Source organism: Bacteroides celer, assembly GCF_002632415.2.
Classification (GTDB): Bacteria; Bacteroidota; Bacteroidia; order Bacteroidales; family Bacteroidaceae; genus Bacteroides.
Map to the genome: position 1 here is coordinate 2889121 of NZ_CP178209.1, position 19975 is coordinate 2909095.

Here is a 19975-nt window from a genome sequence, read left to right on the forward strand (position 1 = left end):
TTTTTATATATTATAATTATCTTTTTATTTACAACATTTTAAAATTTAACAATGATGAAAACAAGAAGTTTTCTATTATCTACATTGGCAGTTTTTATATTTGCCGGCTGTAGTAGTGAAGATGCTCGGGAAGGGAATATTCCGAGCGGTGAGCTGAATGGAAAGGCGTATCTGTCGCTTTCCCTGCAAAGTCACACATCCACTACAAGAGCAGAGGGTGTAGTAGAAAAACCGGGAAGTTCAGGGGAAAGTAAAGCAGGGACAGTCAGAGTTCTATTATTTGACGAGGAAGATGTGTGCCTTGATGTGGTTAATTTTGATGGTTTGACCGTTGGGAATAGCGAAGGAGAATCCGGTGGAACAGGGACCCCGGAAGCTGCAGCTAGTGAAGCTCAATTAGTACCGGAGAAGACTAAAAAAGTATTTGTGGTTATCAATCCTTACACCGACGGGAATAAAGGATGGAATTTAGCTGCGGAAACAGTAAAAGGTAAACCTTGGTCTGCAATAAACACTGCTATTGAGGCGGTTATTGCCAATGTCGCTACCAATGATAATTTCATGATGGCGAGTGTAGGCGAAGGAGCTGGCATAGAAGGAGCATTGATGGGAGTAACGGTGCATAAGCCGGATGGATATACCCAAGACAAAATAGATGCGGCAAAAAAAGAAGCAAAAGACCATCCTGCAGAAATCTCTGTGGATCGATTAAGTGCAAAAGTAGAGCTTGCGGTTAAGGAGTCTTTTACTACCAAACCTGACGGTGCTACATTTACTTTCGGCGGTTGGGAATTAAGCGTTACCAATAAGAGTGTAAAACTGTATAGTGAACTTATCACTTACGATAATGCCACGACTGGAGCGGTTTATCGTCGGGATAAGAACTATTTAAAGAGCGAACAACCTGATATTAGTGATAATAGTACTATGGAAACTAATATGGATGCAGCTTTCAATTATCTAAAAAATATAGACAGTGATACTGACCCTATACCTGAAGTTAAACGAGATAAAGGAACGAGCTGCTACTGTCTTGAAAACACCATGGACGCTAATGCACAGCAATTAGGATTCACTACCAAGGTGGTAGTAAAGGCTACGTACACTCCTAATGGTTTGACCTCAAATAGTAGTTATTTCTCTTGGAAAGGAAACTATTATACATTAGACCAGCTTAAAGAAGAATACACAAAAACTGGTAGTGGCGGACTAAAAACAGATTTGCCTATATTCTTAAAGAAAGCAAAGCTCGTGGATGAAAGTGCCGATCAAAGTGCTATAGACAATTTTATTACAAACCTTCAATCGAGCGGACTTACTGCGAAAACCGGTATCATCGGACGTTTTTGTGCCGTGCGTTACTATCATGAATCTGTTTGCTATTACGATGTCCTGATCCGTCACGACCAGAATGTAACCGAAAAGATGGCTTTAGGCCGATACGGAGTAGTGCGCAACAATTGGTATCACCTTGACCTTCAGAGCGTGAGCGGTCCCGGAACACCGTGGATTCCCGATCCGTCTGACCCTGATCCCACTAATCCTACACCTCCGGGTACCGATGATGATGAAGCAGACGCATACATTTCTGTAAAAATCACTATCAATCCATGGACTTACTGGACACAAGGTGTTGATTTGCATTAATAGATGAAAATCAAGAGACACATAAAGAAATACATAATAATCCTTGCCGCTTTTATGGCGGCAGGGATTACCGGTTGCGACGTCTTTCATGACGATCTTGACCAGTGTGACCTTTTTCTTGAATTCAGGTATGACTATAACATGGCAAATGAAGACTGGTTTGCCGATCAGGTGGAGGAAGTAAAAGTCTATGTGTTCGATGCAGAAGGGAAATATCTTCAGACATTCATCGAAAAAGGTAATCCGCTGAAAAATACGGACTATCGTATGCTGATCCCTTATCGACTGAAAGGCTGTACGGCTGTTGTATGGGCCGGAAAAACAGATGAGTTTTACCGGCTATCATCAATGACTGCAGGTGATCCGATAGACAAACTATCCTTAAAATACGAACCCGATAATGACATGAGCAACAATCATCTTGATGCATTATGGCATAGCGGTCCCCTGCAAATGTTTTCTCCGGAGAACATAAGCAATACAGAAACTGTCAGCCTGATACGTAATACCAATGATATAACGATAGGCATTACACGAGGCAGCAATCAGGTCGATCTTTCAAAATACAATATACAATTGATAGCGGCAAACAGTATTTATGACTATAAAAATAATTTTGGAGATGGAAACAAGAACATAATTTACCACCCTTGTGCAGATGAGGAAGACAACAAACTATCTCTTCAGACCCGGCTCCACACGCTTAGATTCGTCAAAGATGTCGCTATGCCTTTTTCCATTACGGAGCAAACATCAGGAAAAGCGATAGACATTGGAGGAGAAACAACCATAAACCTTATTGACTACTTGCTGAAAAGTAAACCAGAAACGATGGGGGACCAGGAATATCTCGACCGCAGATATCAGTGGGACATTAACATCCGCATCGGAGATAAGGAAGAGAACGGTTACATAGCATTAAGTATCACTATTAACAACTGGACCTACTGGTTCCAACCAACGGATACGTAAGACGTTTCTTTGAAACGGAATTATGGCACGATAAAGGATGAATATAACTATCAACATAAAATTTTCGGCAATTATTCTGCTTTTGACGATGTTTGCCCTGTTTACATACTCTTGTACAAAGGAGAATGAAACAACAGGCGCACGTATTTACGAAGGAGAAAGGATACCGATGAGTATTAAAATGGGGACACGCAATACTACCGTCGACGAAGATGAAGTCATAAAATCCGTACGTGCAATTGTGTTTAATGACAAAAACGAATTGGTATACAACGACGTTTCTGACGCTTCCATAAATGCTGATGGTATATACACCGCTTCCATAAGAGCGGCACGGGGATATAATAACATTTACATCATCTGTAACGAAACACCGGAGCTTACGGAAAAGCTCGCTGCCATTACATTGGAAAATGAAATAGAAAAAGTGACATTCTCCGCCATAGGTATTGTTGCTCCGCCACCTATGTATGGAAATGTGTCACGTGCCTATGTGGAATCCCGTAGCGACGGAACAAATGCCACAGTTACCATCAATAATGTTACGACAACGGAACTGCCGATTGAGGTAAACCGCATGGTGTCCCGCATCAGCTTTACGGCAATTAAAAATATCGCCAATGAGGATGAAGATTTTAAAGTAACCAGACTGAATGTAAAAGTGTGTCGAATGCCGGTTGCCACTACTATAGAGGAGGGGCAGGCATATACGGAAAATATATGGTCGGATGATCTTACTATATCAGGAACAGGCGAGCTCGATAATAACGGTACGTATACGATAAATGGAAATAACTACACCATTCCTGATAACATAGATTTCATAACGATTCCTACTACTTATATTCCCGAACACATATTGGCCGACCCTCAAAATGCTTCACAAGCAACCTATCTTAAAATAGATGCACAATGCGTTCTTAAAAACGGCAGCACACAGGTGCTGAACTGCATCTATCTGCTGAATATCGGTCAGGAGCCTCCTAAGAATCATAACCTGATACGAAACAACCATTATCAAATATACGCCACCATTACCGGCATGGGAGCAATGGGACTTTATGCAGAAATAGTGGCAATGGAGGAACATGATATCACTATCAACTGGAAACCGATTGACGGGCTGGTCATTGTAAGTGACAAGGCTGCAGACTATGACGCCGTAGCTGATACGTCCAGAAATGTGAATATATGGAATGACTTTAGTGTTTATTCAGGGATACTGAAAGCATATCATTCAGGAACAGGATACAAGGATATCCTATTTAAATACGGCAGCCTGATAGCCATAAGTTCACCGGATGCAGATACGGGATTCACCCCACCTGCCAATGCCACTACATTGAACGATGTACTTTGGTATCCGGGCTCGTACACTCCTTTAAATATTACGGAATGGGCGGATATTCCTTATCTGGAAACGGATAAAATACCCACAGATAATACAATCGCCCAAGTGACAGCGGGAAAGGGAGACCCTTGCAAACTTGCCGGACTATCCGAATCCCAAATTAAGACTTTGGGGATTGTGGATAATAAGCAGTGGCGCATGGCTACTCCGGCTGAAAATCAAATACTGAAAACGGCAGCGGATAATGAAAGTAATTCACGGGGTTATCCTTCATTCCATTGGTTGTTTTCTCCACATAACAGGTATAGGGATACAAACGGTATATCGCAAGGAGACCGTTCCAATGGATGGTATTGGGACAACAATGCTACCGTATTCAATTTTTCCGGAGAAAATCCGCAAAATGCAGGAATTCAAGAAAATATGAACAGGCAAAACGCGTATATGATCCGTTGTGTGCGCAATGAGATGATAAAAAGCCAACTGGAAGTAGGTATCGTCAGCAGCCCGACTTATCAGGGAACCGAAACAAGTGGAAATGCTTATTTTGGTATTATCTCGAATATTCCTTACTGGACAGCAACACTTGTCACAGAAGGAGCAGATGTGGGATCAACAACCGAATTTGACGATTTCTCATTTGTAGCCGGAGAAACAATACATACCACCCATGGCAGTAACACTCAAAACATTCCTATATACGTCAAACGTAAAGAAAGCACCTCATCCCGTTCATTTAGAGTGAAAGTGGAGGGGATCGGTTTGGAAGGAAAGACAGTCAATAAAATACTCACAGTTTCTCAAAGCGGGTATATTTTACGTGCGAAGACAGGATTAAGTAGCATAGGTAATATACCACAAGGAGAACACTCTTATACTACGACTATTGCCCTTACTCCTACAGACGTAACCCTGCCTGCTGGAAAGTTGTATTTACAAATTACTTACGGAGGTACTGTAAGGTGTGAAAGTACTAAAGTAGATATTGAATCGGGTAAATATAGTTATAATGTTGATATTACCATTCCGGAAAACAATAGTCCAAGTATCGTTGAACTTATAGGAAATATATATTTAGAGTATGAAAACAACTATACAGTTTCTCTTGGCAGTCCGATAATTAAGCAGAACGGGACAATATCCTCCGACAATGAGAATTGAGATGAAAGTATGATGATAAATAGATACAATATGACAATAAATATAAAATATAATGCGTATTTCCGGACAGCTTGCATTGCTTTGTTTTCACTGATATTCACAGGCTGTACAAAAGATAAACTGGAAGAATTCAGTCCTGGAAATGCTACCGGTAAAATGGTAATGGTCAGCCTGAATGTCAGCCTTCCCCCTGCTGTAGAGCCAACATCTGTGAGCAGGTATGCAGTTACCAAGCCATTTTTTAGAAACAGAACCAATGCTGATTCGCCGTTTACGGTGATTTTGGGAGAGGGGCAAAAGGAATATGCAATAAACTCTAATACCCGGGTATCCGATGGTACAACCTCGTTATATAATCTTTGGCTTTTCCAGTTTCATGAGAATGGTTCGATCAACGGAAAACCTCACAAACTTAGTGATGTAAAGACAGCTATTAATGACATGGTAACTATAGATGTTCCCTTAGTTGTGGCAGATAATCAGACTTTATACCTGCTTGTACTGGGACCTAAACTTGATTATGATATGAGTGAAGTGGGAACACTTGATGATCTCAAGAAATGGAATTTCAAATATCTAACTAATGTAGAAGGACATACCCAATCGCTTATCACAGCTGATAATGAGGTGCCATTTGCCGGAGAAGTGTCAGGAGTCACTGTCGTAAACGTTGATGATGGTAAACGTGGCCTGGTGGAATACAACAAGCCCGTCGGTTTTGTAGGAGGTATTGAAATCAGGAGGTTGATGGCACGCATTACATTACGCTATAAATTTGAAGTGGAGAATTACCAATTACAAGGACTGAAATTATTGAATGTCAACAATACGATTCGACTTACCAACCTTTCAAAAAATACCACCGAGGACACTTATGCCACGCTTGAAACTGTTGATTTTGAGGGACCCGATTCCAATGATTTCTATTCGGTAACCTGGTATGTTGCACAGAATTGTCAAGGGACGATAGAAAAAATTCTTAGTGAAAATCAACGCTACTATAAAATTGTTGATAAAACCCCTGCTGGGGATGCACCGCCATTGGGTACGCAGATTGAGGCATGGGCATACCCGACAACTGCATCTGCAACTGACGAATATGCAATTTACCAGATGTATGTTGGAAATAACAATACCAATAACTTTGACGTAGAACCCAACCATTTTTACAACCTACGTACTACCATAAATGCAGACCTAACTTCAGCAAAGAATGACGAACGGATCAGAACGTATACCGCCAGTCAGTATGTAGAGTTTCATGCCAGTCAGAATACAGACGTTGGTGGAGGAGCGAAATTTGATTATACAAAATACAACAAAGCGGGCGTAAGCTATGATCTTGATGCAGCCTATGATGTACGTCCCATAGTTATACAGACTCAAGGACGGAAAGTGGAAGTTGGGATATATACGGATAATCTCTGTATCACAAAAGTTTCTTCTGATAAGAGTTGGCTCTATCTGTCTTCCTCATCTAATTATACAGATGCGTTCAACAATACTGATGAGCCATTGGCTACATCTGCCAAAGCAAATACCATACTTCCTACACAAGTGAAGTTTTATCTTTACAATGATGAATATGTTTATGATGAAAACGGTAAACTGGTCAATCCTGGTGAAAATGATAAGGACGGAAAGCGTTCCCTGTATATTAAAGTGACTACTACAACCGAGGGTGACGAAGGAGAGCCTATACAAGCTTATCATATATTCAAGATGGATCAGCGACCAGCTGTATATGCCGGACGTTTCGGAGGAGGGAAAGATGCAGACGGGAACTATATGATGGGATTAGTGCATGACAGATTGCCTGCGCGCGGCAGCTCTAAATATTTGGAAGACATAACAGTTGGAACAATACAATATGGTTATGATAAAGTTGAAACAGCTACATACTCATACGGAACCGATAATATGGATTACGGAAAAGAGGCAACGAGAAATTTGGCTGAGAATATTAAAAATCTCACTTGGAATAACGAAAAAATAGCTGCTCCGCAAAAAAATGCATCTGGATATGTATTGCTCTATCAATATCAATATCCGGCCAGCTCCTTTTCAGCGAGAGTTTGCTATGACAAAAACAGGGATAAAAATGGAAACGGACGAATTGATAAAGAGGAAATGGAATGGTATTTCCCGGCCTCTAATCAAATGATTGGTATGTATATAGGCAGCTTTTTAAATAACGAAAACTTTCCTGGTGGTGCAACAACAGAAGACGGAAATGACAATGTCAAAAGATGGTACCAAGGGGTGAATTCTTATCAAAAAATGCAAACCGCATCTTCCAGATGTGTCAGAGATATAGATCTCTCGCTCAATACTGATTAATGCTAACATGAACTAAAATAAATAAAGAACAAAATGAAAAGAATAACAGTCATAATCTTCGTATCTTTTTTTATCCTGCTGAAAGGGTATTCTCAAAAGATTGAAATATATGAAGAGGCGGGAATTAAGTATGCAGCTATTAAATCAATAGAGTTACCAGCAAACAGGGTGGAAAATAGAAGTGAAAAACCTGACTTTTATAAAACTATTCAATTATTTGAGTACACCGACAGCGGTATGGATACTGCCCCCATTCTAGTTAACGGTGAGAATGTTTATGTAAAACGGATTACACGACATCCTAACAACGAGAATAATCAAACAATAAAAATCGTTTGGAAAGTATCAGAATACTTTATCATTTCTCCGGATAATGTATATAGCGATGGAAATGATAATGATGGAAAGAATGTGGGAGAGAAAACAATGAAATGGGCTACTGCAAATGGCTACCTCGCTACGGCAAACACAAATAGTTACACTACGGCAAGTTTTGCAGTACCCAAAGGATGTGCAATGTATCGTGGAAAGAACGGGAAAGATGAACCCGGGACATGGCGGGTACCTACATTACGGGAGGGAAGCCTAATTATGATTTTTTATAAGGAATTAGAGAGAACCAAGGATAAAGGTACCGATTTCCAGCCATTTAACGTTTCGTCAGATGATAGTAAGGGGACAGCTTATTGGTTGGCAACAGAAAATAATAGTAGTACGAATGCATGGTCTATAAAATTTTATCCTACGGCAGTGAAATATACATCAGGTCCTATTTCTAAGGTTAATACTCTTTATCTCCGCTGTATCCGGGATATTCCATTAAAATGAGTTACGAACAAAATCATCATCTGTTTATATACAAACTTATTATCATACAAAATGAAAACGATAAAAGCCGAAATATTAATGATTGAAGGAGCACCATTCCCTGCCATTGAAAAAGTATATGATCCTTCAAGTAAAAAATGTAATGGGAGGATTACACCACAAGCCCTCATTGTCATCACTGGACATCACTTGGATATGTTAACATGGGATAGCGCCAATCTATACCTTGTGTCTTCAGTAAATGACAGAATGTTGATAGAATGTGGTGATATTCATAAATATTCGGACGATAAAGTGTATACAACCATTCCTGATATTGATGAAGGTGAATATTTTCTGGCACTGATGATTCTGATGAAAGATAAAGAAAGTTTCTTATATATCTTTCCCATATCTTTGATTGTACAATTTACTTAATCAAAATGTCACGATTAACATATGTATATGATAGAAGCAAGAAATAAAGACAAACAGCATAATAGCATAAATTGCAGTCAATGAAAGATAATAAGCCATATAGGCAAAATAAAGTATTTGATAATATATCAGAAACAGAAGAGTTTAATGTCTATACTAAAATAGACGATTTACCGCTTAATGAAACTCCTGCATATCTTGAAGAAGGGATAAACGGGATATGTACGGGAGGAAGTGCGCTTTTCAATGTTTTTGGTAATAAACGACGGATTGTTCCCAATGATCTGGTGGTTATTTTTCCTTTCCAGTTGGCTGCTGTCACAGAGATTAGCGATGACTTTTCAATGACATTTCTAAAAATATCCAAAAACCTGTTTATGGATACGATAAGCGGAGTATGTATACCTACTCTTGATTTTTTCTTTTACATGCGGAAGAATTTCAGTATTCCGCTATCCGATGAAGAATGTCAACGCTTCATTCACTTTTGTCATATACTGATTTATCGTATCAACTTGCCTCGGAACTTATTCAGACGGGAGTCTATTATGCAACTATTACGTGTTTTCTATTGGGATATCTATGTGGCTTATAAAAGAAATCCGAAAGCTGCCGAATTAGTAAAATATACCCGTAAGGAAAAACTTTTATTCGACTTCTTTTGTTTGGTGATCGAATTTCATACCGTAAGCCGGGATGTTGCGTTTTATGCGCAAAAGATGTGCGTGTCCGCTAAACACCTTACAATGGTAATTACGGATATGAGCGGCCGTTCGGCAAAAGACTGGATTATAGAATATTCCATTCTTGAGATAAAGGCTCTTCTACGGGATTCGGACCTTGAAATAAAAGAAGTGGCATCACGTACAAACTTCCAGTCGAATTCCGTTATGACAAGGTTCTTTCGCGAACATACCGGCATGACACCGTCTGATTATAGAGAAAGAATTTTTATTCAGATAGATCATGATTTATAGTTAGTTAAGTAATATACGAAATACTGCCTGTGAAGGTCGTCTATTGTTTGTTTTGTTTGTGTGGTGCACCTTCTACCTGGAGTGGGAAAGGAGGTGCGCCTTTTTTTGATTAAAGTTGTTATATTCCTGATCTCATAAGCTAATAGTGAGTACAAAACAGAGTGATTTTCGTCTTTACTTTAGTAAAAATATAGACTGGAATGAAAAGCCGACTGAAACAACAAATATTTGCACTTTCTCTATTAGCATGGACAGCCGTATGCCCTGCCGATGCACAGCAAACACGCTCACTTAGGGAGCAATTTCAAAATCCGTCAGACGAAGCAAAACCCTGGACCTTTTGGTATTGGATGTATGGTGCCGTGTCTAAAGAAGGGATTACAGCCGACTTGGAGGCAATGAAACATGCCGGATTAGGAGGTACTTATCTGATGCCGATTAAAGGTATTCATGAAGGTGCCCAATGCGATGGCAAGGCGCAGCAGCTAACTCCCGAATGGTGGGAGATGGTACGTTTCAGCATGGAAGAAGCAGATCGTTTGGGGCTGAAATTGGGGATGCACATTTGTGATGGTTTCGCATTGGCGGGAGGCCCCTGGATTACTCCCGAAGAATCTATGCAAAAAGTGGTTTGGAGCGATACGATTGTAAACGGAGGAAAGCTGATGGCTATTCGCTTGCCACAACCGGAGGCTTATGAAAACTATTATGAAGATATTGCATTATTCGCTTTGCCAGTAGAAGGCGCAGCGGACGAAATGCAGGCAAAAATTACCTGTGTCAATCTAGCCACAACAGGAAATGTAAAAGCTGCTCAAACAGTGAATATGGATGCGGCAGGAGTGATCCGTTCATCCTATCCATGCTATATCCAGTATGAATACGAGCAACCTTTCACTTGCCGGAACATCGAAATCGTTTTAAATGGTAATAATTATCAGGCACACCGCTTGAAAGTAATGGCCAGTGATGACGGAGTGAATTATCGTTTGGTTAAGCAGTTGGTTCCTGCCCGTCAGGGATGGCAGAATACGGATGAGAATTCAACTCATAGTATTCCTCCGACTACCGCCCGTTTCTTCCGTTTCTACTGGACTCCTGAAGGAAGCGAACCGGGAAGTGAAGATATGGATGCTGCCAAATGGAAGCCCAATCTGAAAATAAAAGAATTACGCCTGCATCGGGAAGCCCGTCTGAACCAGTGGGAAGGAAAAGCCGGACTGGTATGGCGTGTTGCTCAAGCTACCAAAGAAGAGGAAGTTGGGAAACAGGACTGCTATTCACTTTCACAAGTCATCAATCTGACAGAGCAATATACTAGTCATTCGAATGGAAAAACATTGACCGCCACTCTCCCCAAAGGAAAATGGAAATTACTACGCATGGGACATACAGCTACTGGACATACCAATGCCACAGCGGGAGGCGGAAAAGGATTGGAATGTGATAAGTTTAACCCGAAAACGGTACGGAAACAATTCGATAACTGGTTTGCGCAGGCATTTGCAAAGACCAATCCCGAAGTAGCTCGTCGCGTACTGAAATATATGCATGTCGACAGTTGGGAATGTGGCAGCCAAAACTGGAATAAACGTTTCGCTATTGAATTTCAGAAACGTCGTGGCTACGATTTGATGCCTTATCTACCTCTATTGGCAGGTATTCCGATGGAAAGTGTCGAACAAAGTGAAAAGATTCTGCGAGACGTACGTACTACCATATCAGAACTCGTCGTAGATGTGTTTTATCAGGTATTGGCGGACTGTGCGAGAGAATATGATTGCCAGTTTTCGGCAGAATGTGTAGCTCCGACGATGGTAAGCGATGGTCTACTACATTATCAAAAAGTAGATCTTCCGATGGGTGAATTTTGGTTGAACAGTCCTACACATGACAAACCGAATGATATGCTCGACGCTATTAGCGGAGCGCATATCTACGGAAAGAATATTATTCAGGCTGAAGGATTCACCGAAGTGCGTGGCACGTGGGATGAATACCCCGGAATGTTGAAAGCCTTATTGGATCGTAATTACGCATTAGGAATCAACCGCCTTTTCTACCATGTATATGTACATAATCCCTGGTTGGACCGCAAGCCCGGCATGACATTGGATGGCATCGGACTATTCTTCCAACGGGATCAGACCTGGTGGAATAAAGGGGCAAAAGCCTTTTCCGAATATGCTACCCGTTGCCAGTCGTTGTTGCAATATGGGCATCCGGTAACAGACATCGCAGTCTTTACAGGTGAAGAAGTGCCGAGGCGTTCGATATTACCGGAACGATTGGTTCCCTCTCTGCCAGGAATCTTCGGTGCAGAACGAGTGGAAAGTGAACGCATCCGTCTGGCCAATGAGGGACAGCCTTTACGTGTACGCCCGGTAGGTGTTACTCATTCAGCTAACATGGCTGATCCGGAGAAATGGGTGAATCCGCTTCGTGGATATGCATACGATAGTTTTAATAAAGATGCAATCCTTCGTTTGGCGAAAGCAGAAAACGGACGAATAACGTTGCCGGGTGGAGCAAGTTATAAAGTGTTAGTACTGCCTCTTTCGCGTCCAATGAATCCCGAACCTGTATTGTCATCGGAAGTGCAGAAAAAAATCAATGAACTAAAAGAAGCTGGCATTTTGGTACCTTCTTTACCTTATACAGAAGAAGATTTTTCCGTGTATGGCTTGGAACGTGACATGATCGTGCCGGAAGATATTGCCTGGACGCATCGTCGTGGCGAACTTGGCGAACTCTATTTCGTAGCCAACCAAAAGGACGAAACACGCACGTTTACTGCAAGTATGCGTATCAACGGTAAGAAACCGGAATGTTGGAACCCGGTGACGGGTGAAATGAATGTTCATCCTTCCTATCGTATCAACGGAAACCGGACGGAAGTTACTCTCACATTGGCTCCTAATGAGTCCGTATTCATCGTATATCCTGCGGAGGGAGTACATGAAGGCTATGGAGAATCCTCTCTCCAACTGCAAAAGGAGAAAAAAGATACAGCCAAAGAGCCTTTAGACATAGCTATGGAAGCAAAGGAATATACTATAACTTTTGCAGCTAACAAAAAAACGCTCACACGAAAAGTACTTTTCGACTGGAGTCAGGAATCGGATGAACAGATACGTTACTATTCGGGGACAGCGACCTATAAGACCACTTTCCGCTGGAAAAATAAACCGAATAAAGACCAACAGATTTATCTGAATCTGGGAACAGTTTATAATTTGGCAACTGTTCGTGTGAATGGTGTAGATTGTGGCACAATCTGGACAGCTCCTTATCGTGCAGATATTACAGGTGTCCTGAAAAAAGGAACTAATGAGCTTGAAATAGAGGTTACAAATACTTGGGCGAATGCACTGACAGGAGCTGATGAAGGAAAAGCGCCGTTTGATGGCATTTGGACTAATGCAAAATATCGCAGGGCAGAGAAAACGTTGCTTCCGGCAGGATTGCTCGGACCTTTGAGTTTTTCTACCACAGAATAAAATAGATTTTTAAGGCACGGATTACGCGGATTACACGGTTTATGAGAATCGTATTACATAAAGTAACAGCGCAATCCATGTAATCCGTGCCCAATTCATTATAATATAGCTAAAGTATGAAAAGTTCAATTATTAAAACAGGTACAATGTTGGCAGGTTTTCTGCTTGCTGCCTGCCTGTCAACACACGCAGAAGTAAAGCTACCGGCTATTTTTTCTGATGGCATGGTGATGCAGCAACAGACCAATGCAAACCTTTGGGGGACGGCGACTCCTCATAAAAAAGTAACAGTGACCACCAGCTGGAATGGAAAACAATATGCAGCAACAGCAGATAAAAATGGGGCATGGAAACTGACAGTAGCCACTCCCGAAGCTGGAGGCCCTTATACTGTGACCTTTGATGATGGAACCCAAAAGACACTGAATAATATTCTGATAGGCGAACTTTGGCTTTGTTCCGGACAAAGTAATATGGAAATGCCGATGAAAGGCTTCAAAAACCAACCGGTAGAAAATGCCAATATGGACATTCTTCACAGCAAGAATCCGCAAATCCGTCTGTTTACGGTGAAACGTACTTCTACATTCACTCCGCAGAATGACGTTATCGGTTCGTGGAAAGAAGCAACCCCGGCCAGCGTCCGTGATTTCAGCGCAACAGCCTATTATTTCGGGAGACTGGTAAATGAAATATTAGATGTTCCGGTTGGGTTGGTTGTAGCAGCCTGGGGTGGTTCCGCCTGTGAAGCATGGATGACGGCGGACTGGCTGAAAGCCTTCCCGGAAGCGAAGATTCCTCAAACGGAAGCCGACATAAAATCTAAAAACCGCACTCCGACCGTGCTTTATAACGGTATGTTACATCCGTTAATCGGTATGACCATGAAAGGAGTGATTTGGTATCAGGGCGAAGATAACTGGAATCGTGCCCATACGTATGCTGATATGTTTACCCGATTGATTAACGGTTGGCGTGCCGAATGGAAACAGGGTGATTTTCCCTTTTATTATTGCCAGATAGCTCCGTATGATTACGGGATTATTACCGAAAAAGGAAAGGATGTGATAAATTCGGCATATCTCCGGGAGGCACAGGCAAAAGTAGAACATCGTGTAGCTAACAGCGGTATGGCTGTATTACTGGATGCAGGAATGGAAAAAGGTATTCATCCCGCAAAGAAACAGGTTGCAGGTGAACGTCTGGCACTTCTGGCTTTAACTAAAACGTATGGGGTGGAAGGTGTAAATGGCGAAAGTCCTTATTATAAAAGCATTGAAATAAAGAACGACACCATAGTTGTCAGCTTCGAACGTGCCAATATGTGGATCAGCGGCAAGAACTGTTTCGAATCGAAAAACTTTCAGGTAGCCGGCGAAGATAAAGTTTTTTATCCGGCTAAAGCATGGATAGAACGTAGTAAGATGCTGGTGAAAAGCGATAAAGTGTCGCACCCGGTAGCTGTTCGATATTGTTTTGAAAACTATGTGGAAGGAGATGTATATTGCGACGGATTACCTTTAGGATCTTTTCGTTCGGATGATTGGTAATCGTAAATAGACAAGGTAAAAGATGAAAAATATATGAAGAGATTTTATCTGATTATAACCATACTGTTTGTTGGCGTGTCGGCTCTTTGGAGTCAGCATGCCAATGTCATTTGGAATACTCCCAGTCGTAATTCTTCTGAATCTATGCCCTGTGGTGGTGGAGATATTGGGATGAATATATGGGTAGAAGACGGTGATGTTATGTTCTATGTGAGCCGTAGCGGTACATTCGACGAAAACAACTGCCAGTTAAAACAAGGGCGTGTACGTCTCCGCCTGTCGCCCAATCCTTTCAAAGACGCTAAAGATTTTCGTCAGGAGTTGAAGCTGAAAGACGGATATGTAGAAATCGCGGCAGGAAACACACAGATGCAATTTTGGGTAGATGTTTTTCATCCAGTTATACATGTAGAGGTAACAAATACACAACCGTTGCAGACTGAAGTCTTTTATGAAAATTGGCGCTATCAGGAACGACCTGTCAGAAAAGGAGAGGGACAACAGTGTTCCTACAAATGGGCTCCCCCGAAAGGCTCTGTGACAGAGGCCGACTGTGTTTCCGTGAACACAAATCAACTTCTGTTCTATCATCGCAATCCCGAACAGACCGTTTTTGATGTAGTTGTGGCTCAACAAGGGATGAACGAAGTTAAATCTCAAATGATGAATCCTTTGAAAAACTTGACTTTCGGAGGAACTCTTTTTGGTGAAAACTTAGAATTTGCAGGTACTGCGGATGATGTATATGCCGGAACAGACTATCGTGCCTGGAAATTCCGTTCTTTCAAAGCAGTCAGGAAAGAACATTTCTGCATTGTGTTGCATACAGACCAGACAGAAACAATAGAAGAATGGGAGCAGGGAGTACAAACAGCTTTGCATAGAATAGCCCCCAAAGGTAAAGTTTCATCGAAGACTATCATACAGGATAAAAAACAGACCCGTTCGTGGTGGAATTCCTTTTGGCAACGTAGTTTTATCGAAGCAGAAGGAGAAGCAAAAGAAATAACTGTAAACTACACCCTTTTCCGCTATATGCTGGGATGTAATGCTTATGGCAGCGTACCGACTAAATTCAATGGCGGACTATTCACCTTTGATCCTTGCCATGTCGATAAAAAACAATCTTTTACTCCCGACTACCGGAAATGGGGAGGTGGCACGATGACTGCACAGAATCAACGTTTAGTATACTGGCCAATGCTGAAAAGCGGAGATTTTGATATGATGCCTTCCCAGTTTGATTTTTATAACCGCATGTTGAAGAATGCAGAACTCCGGAGCCGTGTATATTGGCAACATGATGGAGCTTGCTTTAGCGAGCAGACCGAAAATTTCGGTTTGCCGAACCCCGCAGAATATGGTTTCAAACGACCGGACTGGTTCGACAAAGGATTGGAATATAATGCCTGGCTGGAATATGAATGGGATACGGTTCTTGAATTCTGCCAAATGATATTGGAAACAAAGAACTATGCAAATGCTGATATTACCCCTTATTTACCTCTGATCGAGAGTTCGCTGACATTCTTCGACGAACATTATCGGCAACTGGCCTCCTGCCGGGGACGGAAAGCGTTGGATGGCAACGGACATCTGATTCTTTTCCCAGGTTCTGCCTGTGAAACATATAAGATGACCAATAACGCAAGCAGCACCATCGCCGCACTGAAAGTTGTATTAGAAACCTATGGAAAGAAAGAGGAGATGCTAAAAACAATACCTCCGATTCCATTGCGATACATAGAAGTAGGAGATTCATCGCTTTTAAAACAAATAATCGCCCCCGCTGTAAGTTGGGAGCGAATCAATAATGTAGAAACGCCACAACTATACCCTGTATTTCCGTGGAGGATTTACGGAGTAGGCAAAGAGAAGCTGGATATAGCACGTAATACCTACTTTTATGACCCGGATGCAATCAAGTTCCGTTCGCATACCGGATGGAAACAAGATAATATATGGGCTGCTTGTTTAGGCCTGACCGAAGAAGCAAAGAAATTATCTTTAGCCAAATTATCAAATGGACCGCATCGTTTCCCCGCATTTTGGGGACCGGGATATGACTGGACACCCGATCACAACTGGGGAGGTAGCGGCATGATAGGACTTCAGGAAATGCTATTGCAAACAAATGGAGAACAAATACTCCTTTTCCCAGCATGGCCGAAAGAATGGAACGTACATTTCAAACTTCATGCTCCGGGCGAAACAACAGTAGAAGCCACTCTCAAAAACGGAAAAGTGACGGACTTGAAAGTTTTACCGGAAAGTAGAAAAAAGGATATTATCATAATGATTGAAAATGAGAAATGATAGTTCACCACAGAGGACACAGAGTTCTTCTCTCTCTTTCCGCAAGTAAAGAAGAGCGACAAATACGATTATAAATATGTGAGACCCTGTGTTACTCTATAGTGAATAAAAAAGATTAAACCTCTGTATCCTCTGTGGTGGAAAATAAATTATCATTTAACGAATGAAATATATAAATAAAGAATTATGAATAAAAGACCATTTATCATCTTATCAGCTTTTCTGTTGCTATTCTTCTTGACAGAAAAAGGGCAGGCTACAGAAACTTACCGTCCCGAGACATCGGTTGCCGGATTCATCCAGCTTCCCGGTAGCGGGCGACAAGTCTATAATTTCAATCCGGGATGGCGCTTTTTCCGAGGTGATGTCCGGGGAGCAGAAGCGGTAAACTTTGATGACCGTTCCTGGAACGTCGTTTCCACTCCTCATACCGTAGAATTGATGCCGGCCGAAGGCAGCGGATGCCGCAATTATCAGGGACCGGCCTGGTACCGTAAGCACTTTGTCCTCCCCGCCGAAACAAAAGGGAAACGGGTAGTGCTTCATTTTGAAGCAGCTATGGGCAAACAGATTCTTTATCTGAATGGTAAACGCATCCAGGAACATCTGGGAGGTTATCTGCCTTTTACTTTAGACTTGACCGCCAATGGCGTACAAGCCGGAGACTCCTGTCTGCTCGCTGTTTTCACGGACAACAGTGATGACAAATCCTATCCTCCCGGAAAACGTCAATATACATTAGACTTTGCTTATCATGGTGGCATTTACCGTGATGTATGGATGATTGCCAAATCTCCGGTAGCTATTACTGACGCTATTGATTCACAAATCGTTGGCGGTGGAGGTGTCTTCGTTCATTTTGATAAGATCAGTGAAAAGAGTGCGCAGGTATATGTAAACACCGAAGTTCAGAATGACGACGCCCGTTCCGAGTCAGTCACTGTAGAAACGACTTTGACAGATGCGGATGGAAAAGTAATCAAACGCAGTTCAGGAAAACTTTCTTTAAAGCCGGGAGAGAAGAAATCCATCCGTCAACAGATGGAAGTAAAGAATCCTACTCTTTGGTCACCGGATACACCTTATTTATATAGGGTACAATCACGTATTAAAAAAGGAAATAAATCCATTGACGGAGGCATTACCCGTGTCGGTATTCGTCTGGCAGAATTCCGTGGTAAAGACGGATTCTGGCTGAATGGCAAACCTTTCGGACAACTGGTAGGAGCCAATCGCCATCAGGATTTTGCATACGTAGGCAATGCTTTGCCGAACTCACAGCAATGGCGTGACGCCAAACGTCTGCGTGATGTCGGATGCACCATTATTAGGGTAGCCCATTATCCCCAAGACCCTGCCTTTATGGATGCCTGTGACGAGCTCGGTCTGTTCGTGATTGTCGCTACTCCGGGATGGCAGTACTGGAACAAAGACCCGAAATTCGGAGAGTTGGTTCATCAGAATACCCGCGAAATGATTCGTCGTGACCGTAATCACCCTTCTGTATTGATGTGGGAACCCATCTTGAATGAAACCCGCTATCCGCTCGATTTTGCCTTGAAAGCTCTTGAGATTACCAAAGAAGAATATCCCTATCCGGGACGTCCAGTAGCGGCTGCCGATGTCCATTCGGCCGGAGTGAAAGAGCATTATGACGTTGTTTATGGCTGGCCGGGTGATGATGAAAAAGAAGACAAGCCAAAGCAATGTATCTTTACCCGTGAATTCGGGGAGAATGTAGACGACTGGTATGCTCACAACAATAATAACCGTGCCAGCCGCAGTTGGGGAGAACGCCCGTTACTGGTACAGGCTATGTCCTTGGCAAAGAGCTATGACGAGATGTACCGCACGACCGGTTTGTTTATCGGTGGCGCTCAATGGCATCCGTTCGACCATCAGCGTGGTTACCATCCGGATCCTTATTGGGGTGGTATTTATGATGCTTTCCGTCAGAAGAAATATGCGTATGAAGTATTTCGCAGCCAGTCGCCGGCCAGCCTTCAACACCCATTGGCAGAATGTGGCCCGATGATATTCATTGCTCATGAAATGTCACAGTTCTCCGATAAGGACGTAGTTGTATTCACAAACTGTGATTCAGTCCGTCTTTCTATTTATGATGGAACGAAAACCTGGACGAAACCGGTGGTTCATGCCAAAGGGCACATGCCGAATGCTCCCGTTATATTCGAGAATGTCTGGGACTTTTGGGAAGCACGCGGATATAGCTATACTCAAAAAAACTGGCAAAAAGTGAACATGGTTGCCGAAGGAATCATCGACGGAAAAGTGGTATGCACTCAAAAGAAAATGCCTTCCCGACGTTCCACCAAACTACGTCTTTATGTAGATACTCAAAAAGTGAACCTGGTAGCTGACGGCTCCGACTTTATCGTCGTAGTTGCTGAAGTAACCGATGATAGTGGAAATGTGCGCCGTCTGGCAAAAGAGAATATCGTTTTCACGGTAGAAGGTGAAGGAGAAATCATCGGAGATGCTACTATTGGCGCTAATCCCCGTGCGGTGGAGTTCGGCTCCGCTCCGGTATTGATTCGTTCTACCCGGAAAGCCGGAAAAATAAAGGTGAAAGCCCGCGTACAGTTTGAGGGTACTCAAGCTCCGACAGCTACTGAAATTGAACTGGAAAGTGTTCCTGCAGAACTTCCTTTCTGCTATGAGGAACAGACTTATGAAATACAAAGGACAACACCGTCCACTCTCAATGTAAACCCGGGCAAAGAATCATCTGAAGGAAAAGTGCAACTGACAGAGGAAGAACGCCAACGGGTGTTGGATGAAGTAGAACGTCAACAGACTGAATTTGGAACTGAAAAATAGTACGATAAAAGTGATTAGCAGGTTAGTGATAAGTGATTAGCAGGGTGATCTGCCAACTTGTTTTTTATATGTTAC

The 19975-nt window shown here is 42.2% G+C and carries 11 protein-coding genes; all 11 read left to right on the forward strand.

The window, feature by feature from the left end; genetic code table 11:
• Nucleotides 1–54 precede the first annotated feature (54 nt).
• The 11 genes from CJF29_RS11555 (at nt 55) to CJF29_RS11605 (ending at nt 19900) form a co-directional block, all read left to right on the forward strand.
• Complete coding sequence (locus CJF29_RS11555; protein ID WP_074559010.1) at nt 55–1647, forward strand: Mfa1 family fimbria major subunit; 1593 nt, start codon at nt 55–57, stop codon at nt 1645–1647.
• A gap of 3 nt (nt 1648–1650) precedes the next feature.
• The gene (locus tag CJF29_RS11560) at nt 1651–2619 is read left to right on the forward strand and encodes a FimB/Mfa2 family fimbrial subunit (RefSeq protein ID WP_099147312.1); all 969 of its coding nucleotides are present in this window, start codon (nt 1651–1653) and stop codon (nt 2617–2619) included.
• Between the two features lie 37 nt (nt 2620–2656).
• Nucleotides 2657–5131, forward strand: a complete 2475-nt coding sequence (locus tag CJF29_RS11565) for a fimbrial protein (protein WP_074559012.1) — start codon at nt 2657–2659, stop codon at nt 5129–5131.
• 30 nt (nt 5132–5161) lie between these two features.
• Complete coding sequence (locus CJF29_RS11570; RefSeq protein WP_074559013.1) at nt 5162–7471, forward strand: DUF4906 domain-containing protein; 2310 nt, start codon at nt 5162–5164, stop codon at nt 7469–7471.
• Between the two features lie 33 nt (nt 7472–7504).
• The gene (locus tag CJF29_RS11575; RefSeq protein ID WP_074559014.1) at nt 7505–8299 is read left to right on the forward strand and encodes a DUF1566 domain-containing protein; all 795 of its coding nucleotides are present in this window, start codon (nt 7505–7507) and stop codon (nt 8297–8299) included.
• Nucleotides 8300–8350: 51 nt separating this feature from the next.
• Entirely contained in the window at nt 8351–8716 is a 366-nt protein-coding gene (locus CJF29_RS11580; RefSeq protein ID WP_099147311.1) for a DUF4469 domain-containing protein, read from the forward strand.
• An 80-nt stretch (nt 8717–8796) separates the two neighbouring features.
• The gene (locus CJF29_RS11585) at nt 8797–9693 is read left to right on the forward strand and encodes an AraC family transcriptional regulator (protein ID WP_099147310.1); all 897 of its coding nucleotides are present in this window, start codon (nt 8797–8799) and stop codon (nt 9691–9693) included.
• A 200-nt stretch (nt 9694–9893) separates the two neighbouring features.
• Nucleotides 9894–13193, forward strand: coding sequence for a glycosyl hydrolase (locus CJF29_RS11590; protein WP_099147309.1), 3300 nt, complete (start codon nt 9894–9896; stop codon nt 13191–13193).
• Between the two features lie 116 nt (nt 13194–13309).
• Entirely contained in the window at nt 13310–14743 is a 1434-nt protein-coding gene (locus tag CJF29_RS11595; RefSeq protein ID WP_074559017.1) for a sialate O-acetylesterase, read from the forward strand.
• Nucleotides 14744–14776: 33 nt separating this feature from the next.
• Nucleotides 14777–17059, forward strand: a complete 2283-nt coding sequence (locus CJF29_RS11600) for a DUF5703 domain-containing protein (protein WP_074559018.1) — start codon at nt 14777–14779, stop codon at nt 17057–17059.
• A 186-nt stretch (nt 17060–17245) separates the two neighbouring features.
• Nucleotides 17246–19900, forward strand: coding sequence for a glycoside hydrolase family 2 protein (locus CJF29_RS11605; RefSeq protein WP_099147308.1), 2655 nt, complete (start codon nt 17246–17248; stop codon nt 19898–19900).
• The last annotated feature ends 75 nt before the right edge of the window (nt 19901–19975 follow it).

Excerpts from the sequence above, each read along its gene's own strand:
- CJF29_RS11605 (WP_099147308.1), top strand. The coding sequence starts at position 17,246 with ATGAATAAAAGACCATTTATCATCTTATCAGCTTTTCTGTTGCTATTC.
- CJF29_RS11565 (WP_074559012.1), top strand. The coding sequence starts at position 2,657 with ATGAATATAACTATCAACATAAAATTTTCGGCAATTATTCTGCTTTTG.
- CJF29_RS11555 (WP_074559010.1), top strand. The coding sequence starts at position 55 with ATGAAAACAAGAAGTTTTCTATTATCTACATTGGCAGTTTTTATATTT.
- CJF29_RS11560 (WP_099147312.1), top strand. The coding sequence starts at position 1,651 with ATGAAAATCAAGAGACACATAAAGAAATACATAATAATCCTTGCCGCT.
- CJF29_RS11600 (WP_074559018.1), top strand. The coding sequence starts at position 14,777 with ATGAAGAGATTTTATCTGATTATAACCATACTGTTTGTTGGCGTGTCG.
- CJF29_RS11585 (WP_099147310.1), top strand. The coding sequence starts at position 8,797 with ATGAAAGATAATAAGCCATATAGGCAAAATAAAGTATTTGATAATATA.
- CJF29_RS11575 (WP_074559014.1), top strand. The coding sequence starts at position 7,505 with ATGAAAAGAATAACAGTCATAATCTTCGTATCTTTTTTTATCCTGCTG.
- CJF29_RS11595 (WP_074559017.1), top strand. The coding sequence starts at position 13,310 with ATGAAAAGTTCAATTATTAAAACAGGTACAATGTTGGCAGGTTTTCTG.
- CJF29_RS11590 (WP_099147309.1), top strand. The coding sequence starts at position 9,894 with ATGAAAAGCCGACTGAAACAACAAATATTTGCACTTTCTCTATTAGCA.
- CJF29_RS11570 (WP_074559013.1), top strand. The coding sequence starts at position 5,162 with ATGACAATAAATATAAAATATAATGCGTATTTCCGGACAGCTTGCATT.
- CJF29_RS11580 (WP_099147311.1), top strand. The coding sequence starts at position 8,351 with ATGAAAACGATAAAAGCCGAAATATTAATGATTGAAGGAGCACCATTC.